This is a genomic window from Luteibacter sp. 621, assembly GCF_050435445.1.
Classification (GTDB): Bacteria; Pseudomonadota; Gammaproteobacteria; order Xanthomonadales; family Rhodanobacteraceae; genus Luteibacter.
In genome coordinates, this window is the sequence record NZ_JBNDKI010000012.1 from 49,042 (window position 1) to 64,974 (window position 15,933).

18 protein-coding genes are annotated in these 15,933 nt (G+C 66.2%); 9 read left to right on the forward strand and 9 right to left on the reverse strand.

Translation table 11 applies throughout. The features are described 5' to 3' along the window. The first annotated feature begins 159 nt into the window (after nucleotides 1-159). Nucleotides 160-1,155, forward strand: a complete 996-nt coding sequence (locus ABIE56_RS13905; protein ID WP_247431065.1) for a helix-turn-helix transcriptional regulator — start codon at nucleotides 160-162, stop codon at nucleotides 1,153-1,155. 16 nt (nucleotides 1,156-1,171) lie between these two features. Continuing rightward, entirely contained in the window at nucleotides 1,172-2,119 is a 948-nt protein-coding gene (locus tag ABIE56_RS13910; RefSeq protein ID WP_429244382.1) for a patatin-like phospholipase family protein, read from the forward strand. A gap of 81 nt (nucleotides 2,120-2,200) precedes the next feature. On the opposite strand, the gene ABIE56_RS13915 is transcribed toward ABIE56_RS13910, so the two are convergent. The 7 genes from ABIE56_RS13915 to ABIE56_RS13945 all read right to left on the reverse strand — a co-directional run bounded on the left by ABIE56_RS13915 (nucleotide 2,201) and on the right by ABIE56_RS13945 (nucleotide 7,430). Continuing rightward, nucleotides 2,201-2,917, reverse strand: coding sequence for a glycosyltransferase (locus ABIE56_RS13915; protein WP_429244383.1), 717 nt, complete (start codon nucleotides 2,915-2,917; stop codon nucleotides 2,201-2,203). A gap of 166 nt (nucleotides 2,918-3,083) precedes the next feature. Next, nucleotides 3,084-3,812: a DUF3379 family protein gene (locus ABIE56_RS13920; protein WP_429244384.1), complete on the reverse strand. Its 729-nt coding sequence runs from the start codon at nucleotides 3,810-3,812 to the stop codon at nucleotides 3,084-3,086. Then, entirely contained in the window at nucleotides 3,809-4,348 is a 540-nt protein-coding gene (locus ABIE56_RS13925) for a sigma-70 family RNA polymerase sigma factor (protein WP_429244385.1), read from the reverse strand. Before ABIE56_RS13925 ends, ABIE56_RS13920 begins: the two co-directional genes overlap by 4 nt. A 20-nt stretch (nucleotides 4,349-4,368) precedes the next feature. Then, nucleotides 4,369-5,244 (reverse strand): ParB/RepB/Spo0J family partition protein, encoded by an 876-nt coding sequence (locus tag ABIE56_RS13930; RefSeq protein ID WP_429244386.1) that lies wholly within the window; start codon nucleotides 5,242-5,244, stop codon nucleotides 4,369-4,371. A 9-nt stretch (nucleotides 5,245-5,253) separates the two neighbouring features. After that, nucleotides 5,254-6,096, reverse strand: a complete 843-nt coding sequence (locus ABIE56_RS13935; RefSeq protein WP_429244387.1) for a ParA family protein — start codon at nucleotides 6,094-6,096, stop codon at nucleotides 5,254-5,256. 168 nt (nucleotides 6,097-6,264) lie between these two features. After that, complete coding sequence (rsmG, locus tag ABIE56_RS13940) at nucleotides 6,265-6,894, reverse strand: 16S rRNA (guanine(527)-N(7))-methyltransferase RsmG (RefSeq protein ID WP_429244388.1); 630 nt, start codon at nucleotides 6,892-6,894, stop codon at nucleotides 6,265-6,267. 101 nt (nucleotides 6,895-6,995) lie between these two features. Next, on the reverse strand, nucleotides 6,996-7,430 hold the full coding sequence (locus ABIE56_RS13945) for an SPFH domain-containing protein (protein WP_429244389.1): 435 nt from the start codon (nucleotides 7,428-7,430) through the stop codon (nucleotides 6,996-6,998). Nucleotides 7,431-7,722: 292 nt separating this feature from the next. Between ABIE56_RS13945 and ABIE56_RS13950 the strand changes: the two genes are divergently transcribed. Genes ABIE56_RS13950 through ABIE56_RS13960 form a run of 3 tightly spaced genes read left to right on the forward strand, consistent with a single transcriptional unit; the run spans nucleotide 7,723 to nucleotide 9,887 of the window. Then, entirely contained in the window at nucleotides 7,723-7,992 is a 270-nt protein-coding gene (locus ABIE56_RS13950; protein ID WP_429244390.1) for a hypothetical protein, read from the forward strand. Then, on the forward strand, nucleotides 7,992-8,255 hold the full coding sequence (locus ABIE56_RS13955) for a hypothetical protein (RefSeq protein ID WP_429244391.1): 264 nt from the start codon (nucleotides 7,992-7,994) through the stop codon (nucleotides 8,253-8,255). The genes ABIE56_RS13950 and ABIE56_RS13955 overlap by 1 nt, the downstream gene beginning before the upstream one ends. 3 nt (nucleotides 8,256-8,258) lie before the next feature. Further along, complete coding sequence (locus tag ABIE56_RS13960) at nucleotides 8,259-9,887, forward strand: PepSY-associated TM helix domain-containing protein (RefSeq protein ID WP_429244392.1); 1,629 nt, start codon at nucleotides 8,259-8,261, stop codon at nucleotides 9,885-9,887. Here ABIE56_RS13960 and ABIE56_RS13965 read toward each other — a convergent pair. Next, nucleotides 9,884-10,660, reverse strand: coding sequence for a hypothetical protein (locus tag ABIE56_RS13965; protein WP_429244393.1), 777 nt, complete (start codon nucleotides 10,658-10,660; stop codon nucleotides 9,884-9,886). The two genes, ABIE56_RS13960 and ABIE56_RS13965, sit on opposite strands and share 4 nt — an antisense overlap. A gap of 118 nt (nucleotides 10,661-10,778) precedes the next feature. Between ABIE56_RS13965 and ABIE56_RS13970 the strand changes: the two genes are divergently transcribed. Together ABIE56_RS13970 and ABIE56_RS13975 are read left to right on the forward strand one after the other, a co-directional pair. After that, the gene (locus ABIE56_RS13970) at nucleotides 10,779-11,516 is read left to right on the forward strand and encodes a GNAT family N-acetyltransferase (RefSeq protein ID WP_429244394.1); all 738 of its coding nucleotides are present in this window, start codon (nucleotides 10,779-10,781) and stop codon (nucleotides 11,514-11,516) included. Nucleotides 11,517-11,569: 53 nt separating this feature from the next. Then, complete coding sequence (locus ABIE56_RS13975) at nucleotides 11,570-12,496, forward strand: M14 family metallopeptidase (RefSeq protein WP_429244395.1); 927 nt, start codon at nucleotides 11,570-11,572, stop codon at nucleotides 12,494-12,496. 19 nt (nucleotides 12,497-12,515) lie between these two features. Here ABIE56_RS13975 and ABIE56_RS13980 read toward each other — a convergent pair whose 3' ends face one another. Then, complete coding sequence (locus ABIE56_RS13980; protein WP_429244396.1) at nucleotides 12,516-13,703, reverse strand: MFS transporter; 1,188 nt, start codon at nucleotides 13,701-13,703, stop codon at nucleotides 12,516-12,518. A 90-nt stretch (nucleotides 13,704-13,793) separates the two neighbouring features. Here ABIE56_RS13980 and ABIE56_RS13985 point away from each other — a divergent pair, with 90 nt between their 5' ends. Then, nucleotides 13,794-14,375, forward strand: a complete 582-nt coding sequence (locus tag ABIE56_RS13985; protein WP_429244397.1) for a TetR/AcrR family transcriptional regulator — start codon at nucleotides 13,794-13,796, stop codon at nucleotides 14,373-14,375. Nucleotides 14,376-14,698: 323 nt separating this feature from the next. Next, on the forward strand, nucleotides 14,699-15,718 hold the full coding sequence (locus ABIE56_RS13990; protein WP_429244398.1) for a LacI family DNA-binding transcriptional regulator: 1,020 nt from the start codon (nucleotides 14,699-14,701) through the stop codon (nucleotides 15,716-15,718). The last annotated feature ends 215 nt before the right edge of the window (nucleotides 15,719-15,933 follow it).

Here is a 15,933-nt window from a genome sequence, read left to right on the forward strand (position 1 = left end):
CGCAAACGTTACGGACGCAACGGGCCCCCACCTGGCCAATCGGCTTACTGCGACAACCCTTGCGGACGGCCACGGCCAACGCCATGCTTGTCGTGCGTAGATACGGGCGTCACGCCCGCGCGGACACACTTTGCACAGCTCCACCTGCCGGCGAGACCCATGGACCGCTACGAGCGCATTCTCACCCTGCACCGACTGCTGAAGTCCGCGCATTATCCGGTCCCGCTTTCGCGGCTCATGGATGAGCTGGAATGCTCGCGGGCCACCCTTTACCGCGATGTGGCGTTCCTGCGCGATGCGCTGGGCGCGCCGGTACAGAGCGTGGCAGGCGACCAGGCCTCGTTCCGCTACGAGGCGGGCGAGGGCGATAGCTTCGAACTACCCGGCCTGTGGCTGACCAGCGATGAGCTGGCCGCGCTCATGGCCCTCAACGAACTCATCGGCCGCTCCGATCCCGGGGTGCTTGCCGGGGCGTTGGCGCCGTTCAAGGCGCGCATCGAACGCCTGCTGTCCGATCACGGCAGCGGCAAGGCGCTGCCGGTCGATCGCATCCGGGTCATCTCCTGGGGTGCGCGCAAGCTCGACCAGCAGGTGTTCCGGATCGTGGCCGGTGCCGTGCTCGAGCGCCGCCAGCTCACCTTCCGCTACCGTGCCCGCACCACCAATTCGGACACGCGTCGCACGGTATCGCCACAGCGCCTCACCCATTACCGCGATAACTGGTACCTCGATGTATGGGACCACGATCGCGAGGCGCTGCGCAGCTTCGCCGTGGATCGCATCGCCGAGCCGCAGGCACAGGATGCCCGTGCGAAGGACGTGGAAGAAACCGAACTCAACGACCTGCTCGCCTCCAGCTACGGCATCTTCGCCGGCAAGCCGAAGGCGTGGGCCACCATCCGTTTCTCATCGCATGCCGCGCGGTGGGTAGCGGACGAGCACTGGCACTCGCAGCAGAAGGGCGACTGGCTGCCCGATGGACGCTACGAGCTCAAGGTGCCGTATTCAAACTCCCGCGAACTGCTGATGGACGTGCTCAAGTACGGCCCTGATGCGGAAATCGTCTCGCCACTGCCACTGCGCGAGGAAATGAAGATCCTCCTGCAGCTGGCGTTGTCCGGATACCAGAACGGCAACAACGGTAACCACCACTGATCACGCGCCAGGTTCCATGAGCGACTTTGATATCGCCGATCCCGGCGCGCTGCCCGCCACCACCGGACAACCCCGCAAACCCCGTGTCGCACTGGCGCTAGGCGCCGGCGCGGCCAAGGGCCTTGCCCATATTGGCGCCATCGAGGCGCTGGAAAGCCGTGGCTTCGAGATCGTCGCCATTGCCGGCACATCAATGGGCGCGCTGGTTGGCGGCATCTATGGCATGGGCAAACTCGATGTGTACCGCGACTGGGTATCGACGCTCGCGCGCTTCGATGTGTTGCGGCTGGTCGACTGGAGTTTCTCCGGCGGCGGGTTCATCAAGGGCGACCGGATCATGGCCGCGCTGCGCGAACTCATCGGCGAGGTGAACATCGAGGAATTGTCGATCGCGTACACCGCGGTCGCCACCGATATCGACCGCGAGCGCGAGGTGTGGCTGACGCGTGGGCCGCTGTTCGATGCAATCCGCGCCTCGATCGCCATCCCGACCCTGTTCCGCCCGTATACCCACGAAGGCCGCCGGCTGGTCGATGGCGCGCTGCTGAATCCGCTGCCCGTGCTGCCACTGATGCGCGAGGACGCCGATTACGTGATGGCCGTGAGCGTGGATGGCGCGGCGGAATTGCAGAAGGCGCCGGAGAAGGATGTGACCGCAGTGCCCGACCAGGGTTACGCGGCGAAGCTTGGCCGCCTGCTTGGCAAAGTGCTGCCGGGCTCGGACTCGAAGATCGCCCGCGATCCCGGCGCGTTCGAGCTGATGACCCAATCGATGGACCTCATGCAGGCGAACCTCTCGCGGCTACGCCTCGCCGCGTACCCGCCGGACCTGCTGATTGAGATGCCACGCAACGTATCGGCGGTGTACGAGTTCTATCGCGCCCGCGAACTCATCGAGCTAGGCCGCGAACGTACCGAGGCCATGCTGGATAAGTGGGTGCCGCGCGGGGTGCCGCTGCGTTAGGAGCATCGCGCGCAAGCGCGCTCCTACACAAAATCTGCGCTGGCCCTTGTAGGAGCGCGCTTGCGCGCGATCGCTCTCCGATCAGATCTCTTCGGTTCTGGTGACCTTGGCCCGGCGCATCAGCCATGCCACACCGCGTAGATCGGCCAGGCCTACCCACAGGCGATCGAGCATGCCGTACTTCGAGGTGCCGGCCGTGCGCGGGCGGTGGCCTACCGGCACGCTCTGGCTCGCGAAGCCTGCACGCTTGACCAGCGCCGGCAGGTAGCGGTGCATGTGGTCGAAGTAGGGCAGGCGCATGAACGTCTCGCGCTCGAACAGCTTCAGGCCGCAGCCGGTATCCGGCGTGCTGTCCTGGAGCATCCGCGAGCGGACGGCGTTGGCGACCTTCGATGAGATGCGCTTGTTGAAGCTATCGCGGCGGGTAACGCGCCAGCCGGCGAACAGCTTGAGCTCCGGGGCAGCGCCCGCACGCGCGGCAAGCAGCTTGGGAATGTCGGCCGGGTCGTTCTGGCCATCGCCATCGAGCGTGGCGATCCACGGCGCGCGGGCGGCACGCACGCCGTTCCACACGGCGGTGCTCTGCCCGCTGCGGGTCACGTGGTGGATGATGCGCAGCTCCGGATAATCCTTCTGCGCCGCCTTGAGCACGGCCACGCTGTCGTCCGTGCTGTCGTCATCGACGTAGATGATTTCGAAGTCGATCCGCCCACGCAGGGACGCGGCAATCTCGGCGAGGAGGGGCGGGATGTTGTCGCGCTCGTTGAAGACGGGCACGACCACGGCGAGATCGGTCATCGCGGTTCCGGGGCGGGTAGCAGGAGTCGGGCGGCATTATCGCCCAACAATCCTTACAGAAGGCTGCTTTGGCTGCACTCGTTCAGGCGGCAGGCTTTTCTGTAGGAGCGCGCTTGCGCGCGATCGCGGGCTGGCCGCCTGTGGCGGATCGCGCGCAAGCACGCTCCTACAGGGACACGGTCAGGTCCTGGCCATCGATGGCGGCACGCCAGCCGCGTTCGGCGATGTCCATGGCCTTGTGGCTGGGGCCCTGCGCCAGCAGCAGCAGAGTGCCGCCGCGCAGCTGCACTTCGCGGCCATCCCAGCCATCACGGTGGAAGGTTCCGGGTTTGCCATCCATCTTGCCGGGCATGAACAGGGCCACCACCGGCTCGTCATCCATGCGGGTCACCGCATGCACCACCGGGTACTGGCCCACCACGCAATCGTGCACGTAGGTAACCATGGCGGGAGCCGGGCCCTTCAGGCGGGTGGCCCGGCCGACGAAGCCCGCTTCGACCTGGTCGTCCGTCATCGGCCGGGTGAGGGCGAGGGCGTCCATCTCGCCAGGCATGTGGGCCACGGCCATGGCTTCCAGCGAGTGCTGGTCGGTGTAGCGCCACATCATGCCCACGCCCGCGAAGGCGATGAGCACCGAGGCCGCCATCGCCATCCACGCGCGACGACGGCCCACCTGGGCACGGCGTTCACCGGTGGCCTGGGCCAACAGGATCCGGTCGGCCAAACCTTCCGGCACCGGAATGGCCATGGCCGCTTCAATGTCATCCTCGAAACGCTGGGCGCGCTGCCAGAAAGCGGCACAGCCCTCGCGGCAGATATCGCGATGGGCGAGCAGCTCCGGATCGCGCGAACGTGGTTCGCTGGTGATGCGGCGGCGGAAGTCGAGGCAGTTCATGTCCGGCTCCCTTCGGCCGCGGCGCGGCCACCGAGCAGCCGCTTGAGCTGCTGGCGGGCGCGGAACAACTGGGTCATCACGGCGCCCGCCTTCTGGCCGGTGCTCGCGGCGATTTCATCGGCGCTCATGCCGGCCAGCACCTGCATGGCCAGCGGCTCGCGGTATTTATCGGGAAGCCGGCCAATGGCATCGCGTACCTGCGCGGCGTCGCCGCTGCGTTCCGGGCTGGCGAAGGCAGCATCTTCGGCGACGTTATCATCCAGTTCGACGATTTCCAGCCGTTTGCGCTCATATAGGCGGGCATGCTCGCGGCGCAGGATGGTGAACAGCCAGGCCTTGGCGGATTCGGCCTCGCGCAACGCGTCGAGGTTCTTCCACGCGCGCAGGAAGGTCTCCTGGACCAGGTCCTGGGCCACGGCCTCATCGCGCGCCAGCCACCAGGCAAACCGGTAAAGGTCGGCCGAGAGGGCGCGCACCATCGCTTCGTACTGGCGCTGCTTCGGGTTCACATCCTCATGGACCGGGCGCTTGGCCATTTCCTTACACCCGCACCGGCTCAGCGGATCTTGCTGAGGATGCCGTCCAGCTCGTCGTTGCTGTGGTAGTGGATGACGAGCTTGCCCTTGCCGCCACGGCCCTGGGCGACTTCCACGCGGGTGGCGAAACGCTCCGCCAGCTCGCGTTCGAGGTTGGCGACGTTCGGGTCCACCGGGCCAGCCGACTTGGCCTTGCCCTTGGGGGCTTCCTGGGCCTTGCGGGCGGCATCTTCCAGCTCACGCACCGTCCAGCCGTGGCGCGAGGCTTCCAGCGCCAGCGGTTCGGCGATCGCCGCCGGCAGGGTAAGCAGGGCGCGGGCGTGGCCCATCTCCAGCTTGCTCTCGTCGAGCAGCTGCTTGATGGATGCCGGCAGCTCGTTCAGGCGCAACAGGTTGGATACCGACGCACGCGAACGGCCCACCGCATCGGCGGCCTGCTGGTGGGTGAGGTCGAACTCATCGACCAGGCGCTGCAGGGCCTGGGCTTCTTCCAGCGGGGTGAGCTCCTGGCGCTGGATGTTCTCGATGAGGGCCATGGCGAGCACGGACTGCTCGGGCACATCTTTCACCAGCGCAGGGATCTCGCTCATCTGCGCGCGCTGGGCGGCGCGCCAACGGCGTTCACCGGCGATGAGTTCGTAGCTGTTCTTGCCGATGGCGCGCACGACCACCGGCTGGATCAGGCCCTGGGCCTTGATCGATGCGGCCAGCTCGTCGAGCGCCTCATCGTTCCAGTGGCGGCGCGGCTGGTACTTGCCGGCCTGGATGTGATGGATGGGCAGCGTGCGCAGCTCGCCTTCCTGCTCGATCACCGAGGGAGCGGCTTCCGGACCGGCACCGCCGCCCAGGAGGGCGTCCAGGCCACGGCCGAGTCCACGTTTTTTCGCTGCTGCCATGGGGGCTCCTTAAGGCGTGGTCGGGGCGGCGTCGGTCGCATCCGCCGCCGGCTCATCGGCCTCGGCGGCGCCTGCGACGGCGCCCGCCAGGGCGCGCTCGCGGCGGATGATTTCACCGGCGAGGCCGATATAAGCGATGGCGCCGCGCGAACCGCGGTCGTACAGATGAATGGGCTGGCCGTGGCTGGGCGCCTCGGCAAGGCGCACGTTGCGTGGAATGATCGAGCGCAGCACCTTGTCGCCGAAGTGCGTGGTGAGCTGGGCCGAAACCTCGTTGCCGAGGTTGTTGCGCACGTCGTACATGGTGCGCAGCAGGCCTTCCACCTCAAGCTCCGGGTTAAGGCGCTGGCGTACGGCCGAGATCGTATCGAGCAGGCTGGAAAGGCCTTCGAGTGCGAAGTACTCGCACTGCACGGGAATCAGCACGCCATTGGCCGCAGTGAGCGCGTTGAGCGTCAGCAGGTGCAGCGAGGGCGGGCAATCGATCAGGATGGTGTGGTAGCGGTCGGCCACCTTGGCCAACTGCTCCTTCAGGCGCTGCTCGCGGGCCATGCCGTCCATCAGCTTCAGCTCGGCCGCGGTCAGGTCGCCATTGCCCGGCAGCAGGTCGTAACCGGCCTCGGTGCGGACCAGTACATCGCCGATGGCGACTTCGCCGAGCAGCACTTCGCAGCCGTTCGGCTTGGCCTCGTGCTTATCCACGCCCGACGCCATGGTGGCATTGCCCTGCGGATCCAGGTCGACAAGCAGCACCTTGCGCTTCGCGGCGGCCAGGGCCGCGGCGAGGTTTACCGAAGTGGTGGTCTTGCCGACGCCGCCCTTCTGGTTGGCGACTGCGATAATGCGGGCCATGGAAAGTCGCTAGCTACCGTGCACGGAAGGGGCGCTAGCGTAGCATCTAGCGCGCAAAGCCTGCATTCCACCGCGTCACTGGCTGACACGCCGTGCCGCCTGGCCTGTACTGCTGCGTCGCCTACCCCCGTAGGAGCGCGCTTGCGCGCGATCCAGCGCGCCGCAGGCTCAATCCCGTCGAATCACCACAAGGTGCCGCTCGCCCTCTACCCCCGGCACGGCCAGCGTGTGGATAGCCTCCACCTTAAACCCCGCCGGTACCCCTTCAAGCTCCTCCGCCGGATGCTTGCCCTTCATGGCCAGCCAGGTACCACCCGGCGCCAGCAGGTGCCCGCCCCAGCCAAGCATGTCGGCCAGCGAGGCGAACGCCCGGGCGGTGATGCACTCGAAGGTGCCTTCCACGTCTTCAACGCGGCTCTGCAACGCCTTCGCGTTACCGAGCTTTAGCGAGCGGATAGCCTCACGCAGGAAGCGCACCTTCTTGCCGTTCGAATCCACCATCAGTACTTCACGCGCCGGCTCGGCGATGGCCAGCGGGATGCCCGGCAGCCCCGGGCCGGTGCCCAGGTCAGCCAGTGAGCGGCCGTGCACGAAGGGAAGGATGGCAAGTGAATCAAGCAGGTGCAGGGTCACCTGAGAACGGTCTTCGCGGATCGCGGTGAGGTTGTAAGCCGCGTTCCAGCGCTCCAGCAGCTCGCGGTAATCGAGCAGGCGCTCCACGGCGCCTTCTGGCAGGGCTACGTCCAGCTTGGCGATGCCGCGTTCGAGCAGGGATTTGAGGTCGTCGCGCGCGGTCATGGGCTTCTTGGCTCGGCTACTGGCCGCAAAGTATGGGCGAAAAAAAGGCGGCGTTGCCGCCGCCTTCTAAAAAACGCACACGCGTTCTCTTGTTATCTGCTTTATGCGGCGTCGAGTTCGACGCGGGTCACCAGCATGCCGCGGGCGCGGAGCGAACCGTTCACGGCGTGCTTCAACTGGGTGCCGACCGCGCGGCGATCCGCGGCGTGGGCGGTGGCCGAATCGCGCAGCGCAGCGACCACGTTGCTGCGGATGAGCTCGGGCGCTTCCTCGATCACCGGATCGGCCGCTGCCGGCTCCAGCACCTGCCAGTAGACGGTGCCGCCCTCGAAGCGCAGCACCTGGCCGCCGAGGTCGATCTTGTGGGTGATGCGATCGAGCAGCGGCAGCAGCACATGGGTACCGGCGGACAGGAGGGCCGGGGTACGGCCGAAGCGACGCACGCTGTAGACCTGGCCTTCCGGCACGCGCTTGAACGAGGCGACCGCGAGGACGCTGGCGACAAGGACGGTGCTGAGGAGGGCGATAGTCAACATGGCTGTTACTTCAATGAGTTACGCTTAATTCCTGTCTCGTGGTGCAACGAGATGACGCACCACGCTGATCGATCGGGGTGTTAACTCTAATATAACGAAGGGTCTTAACGCTAGTTTTACCAGACCCCCATGTTCAGTTAGCGGATGGGTTGGTCAAAACTTGAGCGTTGGGCATTTTTTGACCACGCCAGCGGGAAGGTGGCCGGAAAGCGGCAGGGCGTGGCGCAGGCAGGTTTGACCCGCCGGTGGCGAATGATAACAATTATCAATAACTATCCGACCGGTCGCGCCCATGAACCTGCTTGGCTGCCTGGTGGCGTTCGCCGCCATGGCGCTCGCCTACCTTTCCTCCCGTAACCAGCGCGCGCTGGCGCGGCCGTTGGGCCGTGGCGCCAGGCTGGCGGCGGGTGTGCTCACGGTGGTGGCACTGGCCTGCTGGGTGGTGGGCGAGACCACGCTTCCCGGAATTTTCTCAACGCTCACCGCCCTGATGCTCGGCGCAGTGGCATTACCCTACGTGCTGTGGCTGCTCAAGCCGGCAGACGCGAAGAAGTCCCGCTGATGCTCGCCAAGACCTTCGCCGGCATTCTCCTCGGCCTCCCGCTGTGCATGGCCATCGTCGGGCTGGCCGTCTACCTGTGGCCAGGCGCCAGCGAATCCGTGCTCATGCCGTGGCTGGTGGCGTTCTTCCCACTGTGGACGGTGGTGATGGCCGCGACGTACATGTTCCGCAGCGGTGTGCGCGCCTGGGCCTGGCTGGCCATCGCCAACGTGGGCGCGTTCGCCGCGCTGTTCCTTGCCAAGCACACCCTGCCCGGTATCTGAGCCATGAAGTCCAGCACGATCCGCACCTTCACCACCGTGCACACCTGGACCGGCCTGCTCGCGGGCTTCGCGCTGTTCATCGCGTTTTACGCGGGCGCGCTCACCATGTTCCACGACCCGATCGATACCTGGGCGCTGCCGAAGCAGGAACTGGCCGATGCGCAGGTGATGGAACGCGCCGGCACCATGATGGCTGACATCGTGGCGAAGCACCCCGCCGCGCGTGAATCCATCGGCGTCACCTATGCCGCGGGCCACCCCTCGCACGAAGTGGCCGCCTACTGGATGGAGAAGGATGGCACCTGGATGACCCAGGCCATCGACGACAGCGCAGCGCATGACGCCGAAGACCACGAGCACGGCCTGGCCGATTTCGTCTACGAGCTGCACTACGACCTCGGCATCCCCGAGATCGGCATCTACCTCATGGGCATCGTCAGCGTCATCTACGGGCTGGCGTTGCTCACCGGCGTGCTCATCCACCTGCCGAACCTGGTGCGCGAACTGTTCGCCCTGCGCCCGGGCCACAACCTGAAGCGGCTCTGGCAGGATGCGCACAACGTCATCGGCATCCTCAGCCTGCCCTTCCACATCATCTTCGCCGTCACCGGTGCGTTGCTGTGTCTCACCCTGGTGGCCTTGATGGCGTTCAACACGGTGATCTTCGATGGCAAGCTGATGAGCGCGTTCGAGCGCATGACCAGCGCGCTGCCGGATACCGCTGCGATGACGGCGGCCGCACCCAAGGCCGGTACGGATACTGGCGTAGCCATGCTCCCACCCGCCGAGCTCGGCGCCCGCGCCCGCCAGGCCGCGTTGGCCGCAGGCGCCGCCAACTTCGATCCGGACTATATGCGCTACGTGCACTACGGCCAGCCAGGTGCGTCCGCCGAAGTGCGCGGCACCTCCACGAAGACGCTGGGCGAGTACGGCATGGTGGCGCTCGATGCGAGCACCGGCCGCATCCTCAATGTGCAGGTCACCGGCGCACGTGATGCGAACCACGCCACCTACTCGGCCATCTTCGGCCTGCACTTCGGCACGTTCGGCAACCTGTCGCTGCGTTGGCTCTATTTCATCCTGGGCCTGGCCGGTGCCTTCCTGTTTTATTCGGGCAACCTTCTCTATATCGAGACGCGCCGCAAACGCCGCCAGGCCGATCAGCCGCTGAAAGTACGCGCCATGGCCACGGCCACCGTCGGCGTGTGCCTGGGTACCTGTCTCGCCATCTCGGTCACGTTCGTCGCCAACCACCTGGCGCCGTACGTCGGGGCCGAGCCTACGTCGATCGTCCAGCCGGTCTGCTTCACCACATTCTTTGCGGCCATCGCGTGGACGTTCTGGCGCCGCCCGGCGAAGGCCGCGGTCGACCTGCTCTGGGCGACTGCCTCCGTATCCGTCGTGGTAGGCGTGCTCGACATGGCACTGCATGGCGATCGCCTGTCCCGCACGCTGTCCGAAGGCCGTTACGACGTACTCGGCGTGGACCTGGTCGCCATCGCGATGGGCGCGGGTTTTGCGTGGCTGGCCATCGCCACCCGCCGCCGGGCGATCGAGGGCGATCCATGCAGCGTGTGGGCCGCCCGGGCACCCCGCGCGGCGGTATCGACGACACCTGCCCATGAGGGCTAGCGGCTAGCTCGCTGACGAGAAGGCGGGCATGGCGCCTGCGCGGTCGTGTGATTGGCGAACACCGCGTCGCGCACGGCCTTGTCCGCTTCGGGCATCGCCATGTCGAACACGTAGAGTTCGCCGTCGCTTATCCCGACGAAGTTCATCCACGCGTGGACGCGTGGCGAACCCCGTTCTACGTAATCGTAAATCACGGTGCAGGCATCCGGCCGCGTGAGGCTCACCACGTGATGTGGCAACGGAAACCGTTGACCGGGTTGCGCGAAATCAATGTCCAGCATTTCCTTGCGGACCAGCGGGAAGAACGGTGCGGCGTCGCTCATCGCCTCCCATGCCCCCACTTCCATACTCTCGCTGAGCCAACCTTGCGCGAATCCGCCAGGTGCCGTGAATTCGATAAATAGCGTGCTGTTGGCCGTCAACATGGCGGCGGCCGGCCGCCACCCGCGCGGCATCAACTCCCAACCGCCATTGAAGACGAGCATCAGCCGCTCCCGCAGCGCGGGAGGAACGGTCATGTCGACCGGCCTATCCGCTTCGGTCTCTTGCCAGTTTCCATCGGTGTCGCGGAAGCCGAAGCGGTACGCTGGCATGTCGGTGATCGGTTGGCCTGAGGGATCTCGGGCAACGATGGGGGTCAGCCGGAAATCATGCCCGCCCAGGTAGTCCCCACGATGTACCGGGCCCGCGACGTAGTGCGGTTCGTCAGCGAGAAGGCCGCCTGCGAACAGAAGCGAGACGATTCCAACCCACCACCTGCGGTGCGCCGGCATGACGATTCCCCCCTTGGATGCGTGGGCGCACTATACGCGGCCGCGCCGTGGGCGCGGGGCGTGGCGCGATGGTTACAATGCAGCGCAGGCATGCGATGACCGGCACATTGAGAGGTGGATGGTGAGCGACCCTGGCAACGAAACCCACGGTGACCTGGCCACGCCTATCTGGAGTGCTCTCGGCGCCCGGCAGGCGCACCTGGGGGAAGGCGATGCGCTGGTGCGGCGTTACCAGCCCGATGTGGCGCCGTTCGCCGCCGTCGCCGAAGAACTACCTGCCGCCTTCGATGCGCTCCACGCACTGATGCAGCCCGGCGATGTCGCCGCCGTGCTCTCCCGCGAGCCGCTGGCGGTTCCCTCACGCCTGCGTTCCGTAGCGTTGGGCGCCGTCCACCAGATGGTCGCCGAGACACGCGTGGACAACACCTCGTTCGGCGCCGATTTCCTGGAGCTGGGCGATGACGACGTCACCGAGATGATCGCGCTGACCCAGCTCACCCGGCCCGGACCCTTCGTCCGCAGGACGAACGCGATGGGCCGCTACATAGGGCTGCGCGACGACGGCAAGCTGATTGCCATGGCCGGTGAGCGCATGCGTGTGCCGGGCTATACCGAGGTGAGTGCCGTCTGCGTCCACCCCGAATGGCGCGGCAAGGGGCTCGCTGCCATGCTGATCAACGTCGTGCGTGCCGACATCGAGCGCCGTGGTGAAATCCCGTTCCTGCACGTGTTCGGCGAGAACCTCTCGGCGATCGCCCTGTACGAGCGCCTGGGTTTCCAGCGCAGCCGAATCTTCATGCTGAACCAGATCACCCGTGCGGGTGCCCAGGCCGGGGTGCCGCTTCACGGGAACTGATGGCGGCCGGCGCGTATACAATCGCCGCACCTGTAGCCTACGAAGCCAACGCCATGACACAGTCCACGCCTTATCCCATCGGTACGCCCGGCACGCCCTGGGGCCCCGCTGAGGTCACGGCGTGGCGCGCCACGCAGCGCAAGCAGCGCAGCTATGTGGACGATGTCGTCAAGGCTATCGAGCCGCTGCGCGCCTTGTTCGATGTGGAGGAATACGGTGCGGTGGACTACGCCGGCGAGCATTACCCGTTCTTCGCCCTGCGCACGCGACACTGGAACGGTGCGCTGCCCGTCATGGTCGTGACCGGCGGCGTGCACGGCTACGAAACCAGCGGCGTGCACGGCGCACTGCAGTTCCTGCGCGAACACGGCAACGACTACGCCGGCCGTGCGAACGTGCTGGTGGTGCCTTGCGTAAGCCCCTGGGCCTATGAGCGCATCCACCGCTGGAACTTCGATGCGATCGATCCCAACCGCAATTTCCGCGAAGGCAGCCCCGCCGCCGAATCCGCCGCGCTGGTGCGCTTGCTCGCACCGCTGGCTGACAAGGTGCTGATGCATATCGACCTGCACGAGACCACGGATACGGATGAATCCGAGTTCCGCCCGGCGCTCGCGGCACGTGATGGCAAGGATTACGAGCCGGGCGAGGTGCCGGATGGCTTCTACCTGGTCGATGATGCGGACAAACCGCAGCCGGCATTCCAGAAGGCCGTGATCGAGGCCGTGGCGAAGGTTACGCACATCGCGCCGGCGGATGCGAACGGCGAGATCATCGGCTCACCCGAAGTGGCGCACGGCGTCATCGAGTACGCGCTGAAGTCGCTCGGCCTGTGCGCCGGCATCACCCCGGCGCGCTACTGCACCACCACCGAGGTTTACCCGGATAGCCCGCGCGCCACGCCGAAGGAATGCAACGACGCGCAGGTGGCTGCAGTACGTGCGTCGATCGATTACGCGCTCGCCCATCCCAAGGGCTGAGCGAGCGACACCGAAAGGCTCAGGTCGCGGCGGGTGCCCGAACGTGATGCGCCCGCATGACGATCCACACCAACGCGGCCAGGGTCAGCGCGACGATGATGCCGCCATACAGGTTGATGGCGGTAAGCAGCCCGTAGTGCTGTGCCACATAACCCACGGCAATCGTCGGCACGCTGAAGGCCAGATAGCTCTGGATGTAGAATGCGGCCATCAGGCGGCTGCGTTCATGCGGTTCGGCCAGCGGCATGATGCTGCGCACCGCGCCAAGGAACGACGCACCAAAGCCGGCGCCGGCGATCACGGAGGCGCCCAGCAGCCAGGCACCCGAACCGATACCGGCGCCGATCAGCACCAGAACCAGGCCACCGGCCAGCAGGACAGCGCCACGCTGCAAAGAGCGGATCGCCGGGTGATTCAGCCCCTGCAGCACCGCGGCCGCGCCGCTCAGCATGAGCGCCGTGACGACGAGTCCGCCGATCCACGGCGAGGTGGAGTGCGTAGTCTTCGCCACCAGCGAAGGCATCAGTGAAAGATAGAAGCCGCCCAGCATCCACAGCGCCACATTGAGTGGTGAGACCGCCATGAAAGCGGGGCGCGCGCGTTGCGGTACCGCCACGTACGGACGGAGGCTGGCCAGGGCACCTGGTTTGCGCTCAGCGGTTTCGGGCGTCGTGCGCGTGAGGATCAAGGCGAGGGATAGCAGGCCAATCAGCACGACGTACACCGACTGCATCGGGGCGGGCGCCAGCACAACCATGGCCGTACTGCCGAGCGCGCCAGCGCCCAGGCCAATCATCGGCGCGAAGCTGTTGATGGTGGCCCCGCGCTGGCGGTCCAGGTCGAGGATAGCCGCGGCGAGGGTGGACATGCCGATGCCGGTAGCGATGCCCTGGAGCGTGCGTGCAGCGATCAGCCACGCCGGGCTATCGGCCGCGAGGAACACGCCCATCGCCAACACATCCAGCACGATTGCCGCGGCGATGACGGGGCGGCGGCCCAGGTGATCGGACAGGCGCCCGCCGAACAGCAGCGCGGCCAGCAAGGCGAAGGCATACACCGCGAAAATCACGGTGAGGAGCGTGGGCGTGAAGTGCCACGCCGCCTGGTAAAGCCGATAGAGCGGGGTCGGTGCGGTCGAAGCGGCGATGAAAGCGACGAGGGTAAAGGTATGCACGGCCATTGGCCGTCGAACGTCGGAGGCGCTCATGGCGAAGCCTAAAAGCAAAGAATGCGCGTTAGTCTACGCCGACCGGGCGCTAAAGCAACTATTTAGCGTTTAGGAGTATGATAGGCAGCCATGAACGAGATTGCACCCTCCCAAGCCCGCCCCGCCGGCCCCCGTCCGGGCGGCCGCAGCGCACGCGTGCAGGCCGCGATCCACCAGGCCGTGCACGAACTCCAGGCCGAGGGCAGCCGTGAAGCGCTGACCGTACCGGCCATTGCCGCGCGCGCCGGGGTCACGCCCTCCACGATCTACCGCCGGTGGGGCGATCTCTCCCAGCTGCTCGCGGATGTCGCCGTGGAGCAGTTGCGGCCTGAGGGGCTGCCTGCGGATACCGGCAGCTACCGCGGCGACCTGTTCACCTGGCTGGAGCAGTACCGCGACGAGATGTCTTCCGACCCGGGGCGCACCATGTTGCGCGATGTGCTCGGCGTACAAGGTCGCGAAAACACGGGTAAGTGCGCGCTTTACTGCACGCAGCAGTTGGATGCGATCAGCGAACGCGCCGCGGCGCGTGGCGAGCGCACGTTGGCCACGCAGGCCATCCTGGATGGCGTCATCGCACCCATGATGTATCGCATCCTGTTCGCCGCCAGCACGCCGAATTCGGACGATGTCGGCGGCTGGCTGGATGCCACCCTGGATGCCCGGGCCTGACCGAGCCTCCCGGGGCCGGTCGCGGGTTCCATAGCCCCTGGCAAGTCCTTGCGCTTCGCCGCTTATTAGACCTGGCAGCTATTCAAATACGTGAACAAATCGCGAAGATTCGTGCTGCACCGCAAAAGTCCCATGCAGACCACCCAACATACCGTTTCTAAATAAGTTTTCATCACCACCCATCAAGTGGTATTGCACGTAATAACGTTTACTCGTGCAGTGCAACAAGCCCTTGATTTAACAGGCTTTACACGGATGGTGAAAACGTTTACGTTCCGCGCCGTCGAACCCCGGTGGGGCCGGGGACGCAGGGCGATGATTACGTGAGTGTGACGATCAAAGACGTCGCGAGGATGGCCAACGTATCGGTGGCCTCCGTTTCGCGCGCACTGAATGGCCACGGCGGCGTGACCGCGGAAACGCAGAAGCGGATCCGTGAGGTCGCCGCCCGCTTGCGTTACGTGCCGCATAGCGCGGCCCGCAGCCTGATCACCCGCCGCACCCAGACGATCGGCGCCTTGCTGCCCGATCTGCACGGCGCGTTCTTCTCCGAGCTCATCCGCGGTATCGACCTGGCCGCCCGGGCGCGCGGCCTGTACCTGCTGGTATCCAGCTCGCATGGCGATGCCACCGAGGCAGCCATCGCCCTGCGTGCCATGCAGGGCCGTGTCGATGGCCTGCTCGTGATGTCGCCGCATGCCGATGCCGCGTTCCTGGACGAGAACCTGCCGATCGTCCTTCCCACCGTACTGATCAACAGCCACGTGCGTTCCGAGCGCCATGCCGCGCTGGATGTCGATGACTTCGGTGGCGCGAAGGCCATGGTCGAACACCTGCTCGGCAACGGCAGGCAGCGCATCGTGTTCATCGCCGGCCCGGAAGTGAACCACGACGTGCAGGAACGTTGCCGCGGTTATCGCGAAGCGCTTGCCGCCGCGGGCCTGGGCGATAGCGCCGTGGTGCTGCAGGGCGACTTCACCGAAGAATCCGGTTACCGCATGGCCAAGGAAGCGCTGGCGATGTCGCCGCGCCCCGATGCCATCTTCGCCGCGAACGACATGATGGCCATTGGCGCACTTTCGGCGCTGGCCGAGGCGGGCGTGCGCACGCCCGACGAGATCGCCGTCACCGGCTTCGACGATATCCCGATGGCGCGATACGTATCGCCGCCGCTGACGACGGTGCGCGTGCGCATCGCCGAGTTGGGCGAGGCCGCGCTGGAACGCCTGGCACGCATGATCGAATCACCCGATGACGCGGCACCTGAGCCGCGCGTTGTCGGTACCGAACTCGTCGTACGCGCCTCCTGTGGCGCCAGCGACAAGGCACAACGACGGAACTGATCCGTCGTCTGCATTACACGGCTTGCCGGGCCGTGGCGGGATCCAGGACGGCGCCATTGATGGATAGCGAGAACCAGCCGGTCCGTACGCGGAACGGGCGGGGGTACGGGGTAGATCGCCTTAGATGAGGTGGCGCTGACCACCGCGACGCGGCCGCAGGGCCGGACGTCGTACCCATGCCCAGCCGGACCGGGTCATACACACAGAGAGATTGG

Bases quoted from the DNA above. Each gene is read 5' to 3' on its own strand.
- ABIE56_RS13905 (WP_247431065.1), top strand. From the start codon at position 160: ATGGACCGCTACGAGCGCATTCTCACCCTGCACCGACTGCTGAAGTCC.
- ABIE56_RS13910 (WP_429244382.1), top strand. From the start codon at position 1,172: ATGAGCGACTTTGATATCGCCGATCCCGGCGCGCTGCCCGCCACCACC.
- ABIE56_RS13915 (WP_429244383.1), bottom strand. From the start codon at position 2,917: ATGACCGATCTCGCCGTGGTCGTGCCCGTCTTCAACGAGCGCGACAAC.
- ABIE56_RS13920 (WP_429244384.1), bottom strand. From the start codon at position 3,812: ATGAACTGCCTCGACTTCCGCCGCCGCATCACCAGCGAACCACGTTCG.
- ABIE56_RS13925 (WP_429244385.1), bottom strand. From the start codon at position 4,348: ATGGCCAAGCGCCCGGTCCATGAGGATGTGAACCCGAAGCAGCGCCAG.
- ABIE56_RS13930 (WP_429244386.1), bottom strand. From the start codon at position 5,244: ATGGCAGCAGCGAAAAAACGTGGACTCGGCCGTGGCCTGGACGCCCTC.
- ABIE56_RS13935 (WP_429244387.1), bottom strand. From the start codon at position 6,096: ATGGCCCGCATTATCGCAGTCGCCAACCAGAAGGGCGGCGTCGGCAAG.
- rsmG (WP_429244388.1), bottom strand. From the start codon at position 6,894: ATGACCGCGCGCGACGACCTCAAATCCCTGCTCGAACGCGGCATCGCC.
- ABIE56_RS13945 (WP_429244389.1), bottom strand. From the start codon at position 7,430: ATGTTGACTATCGCCCTCCTCAGCACCGTCCTTGTCGCCAGCGTCCTC.
- ABIE56_RS13950 (WP_429244390.1), top strand. From the start codon at position 7,723: ATGAACCTGCTTGGCTGCCTGGTGGCGTTCGCCGCCATGGCGCTCGCC.
- ABIE56_RS13955 (WP_429244391.1), top strand. From the start codon at position 7,992: ATGCTCGCCAAGACCTTCGCCGGCATTCTCCTCGGCCTCCCGCTGTGC.
- ABIE56_RS13960 (WP_429244392.1), top strand. From the start codon at position 8,259: ATGAAGTCCAGCACGATCCGCACCTTCACCACCGTGCACACCTGGACC.
- ABIE56_RS13965 (WP_429244393.1), bottom strand. From the start codon at position 10,660: ATGCCGGCGCACCGCAGGTGGTGGGTTGGAATCGTCTCGCTTCTGTTC.
- ABIE56_RS13970 (WP_429244394.1), top strand. From the start codon at position 10,779: ATGGTGAGCGACCCTGGCAACGAAACCCACGGTGACCTGGCCACGCCT.
- ABIE56_RS13975 (WP_429244395.1), top strand. From the start codon at position 11,570: ATGACACAGTCCACGCCTTATCCCATCGGTACGCCCGGCACGCCCTGG.
- ABIE56_RS13980 (WP_429244396.1), bottom strand. From the start codon at position 13,703: ATGAGCGCCTCCGACGTTCGACGGCCAATGGCCGTGCATACCTTTACC.
- ABIE56_RS13985 (WP_429244397.1), top strand. From the start codon at position 13,794: ATGAACGAGATTGCACCCTCCCAAGCCCGCCCCGCCGGCCCCCGTCCG.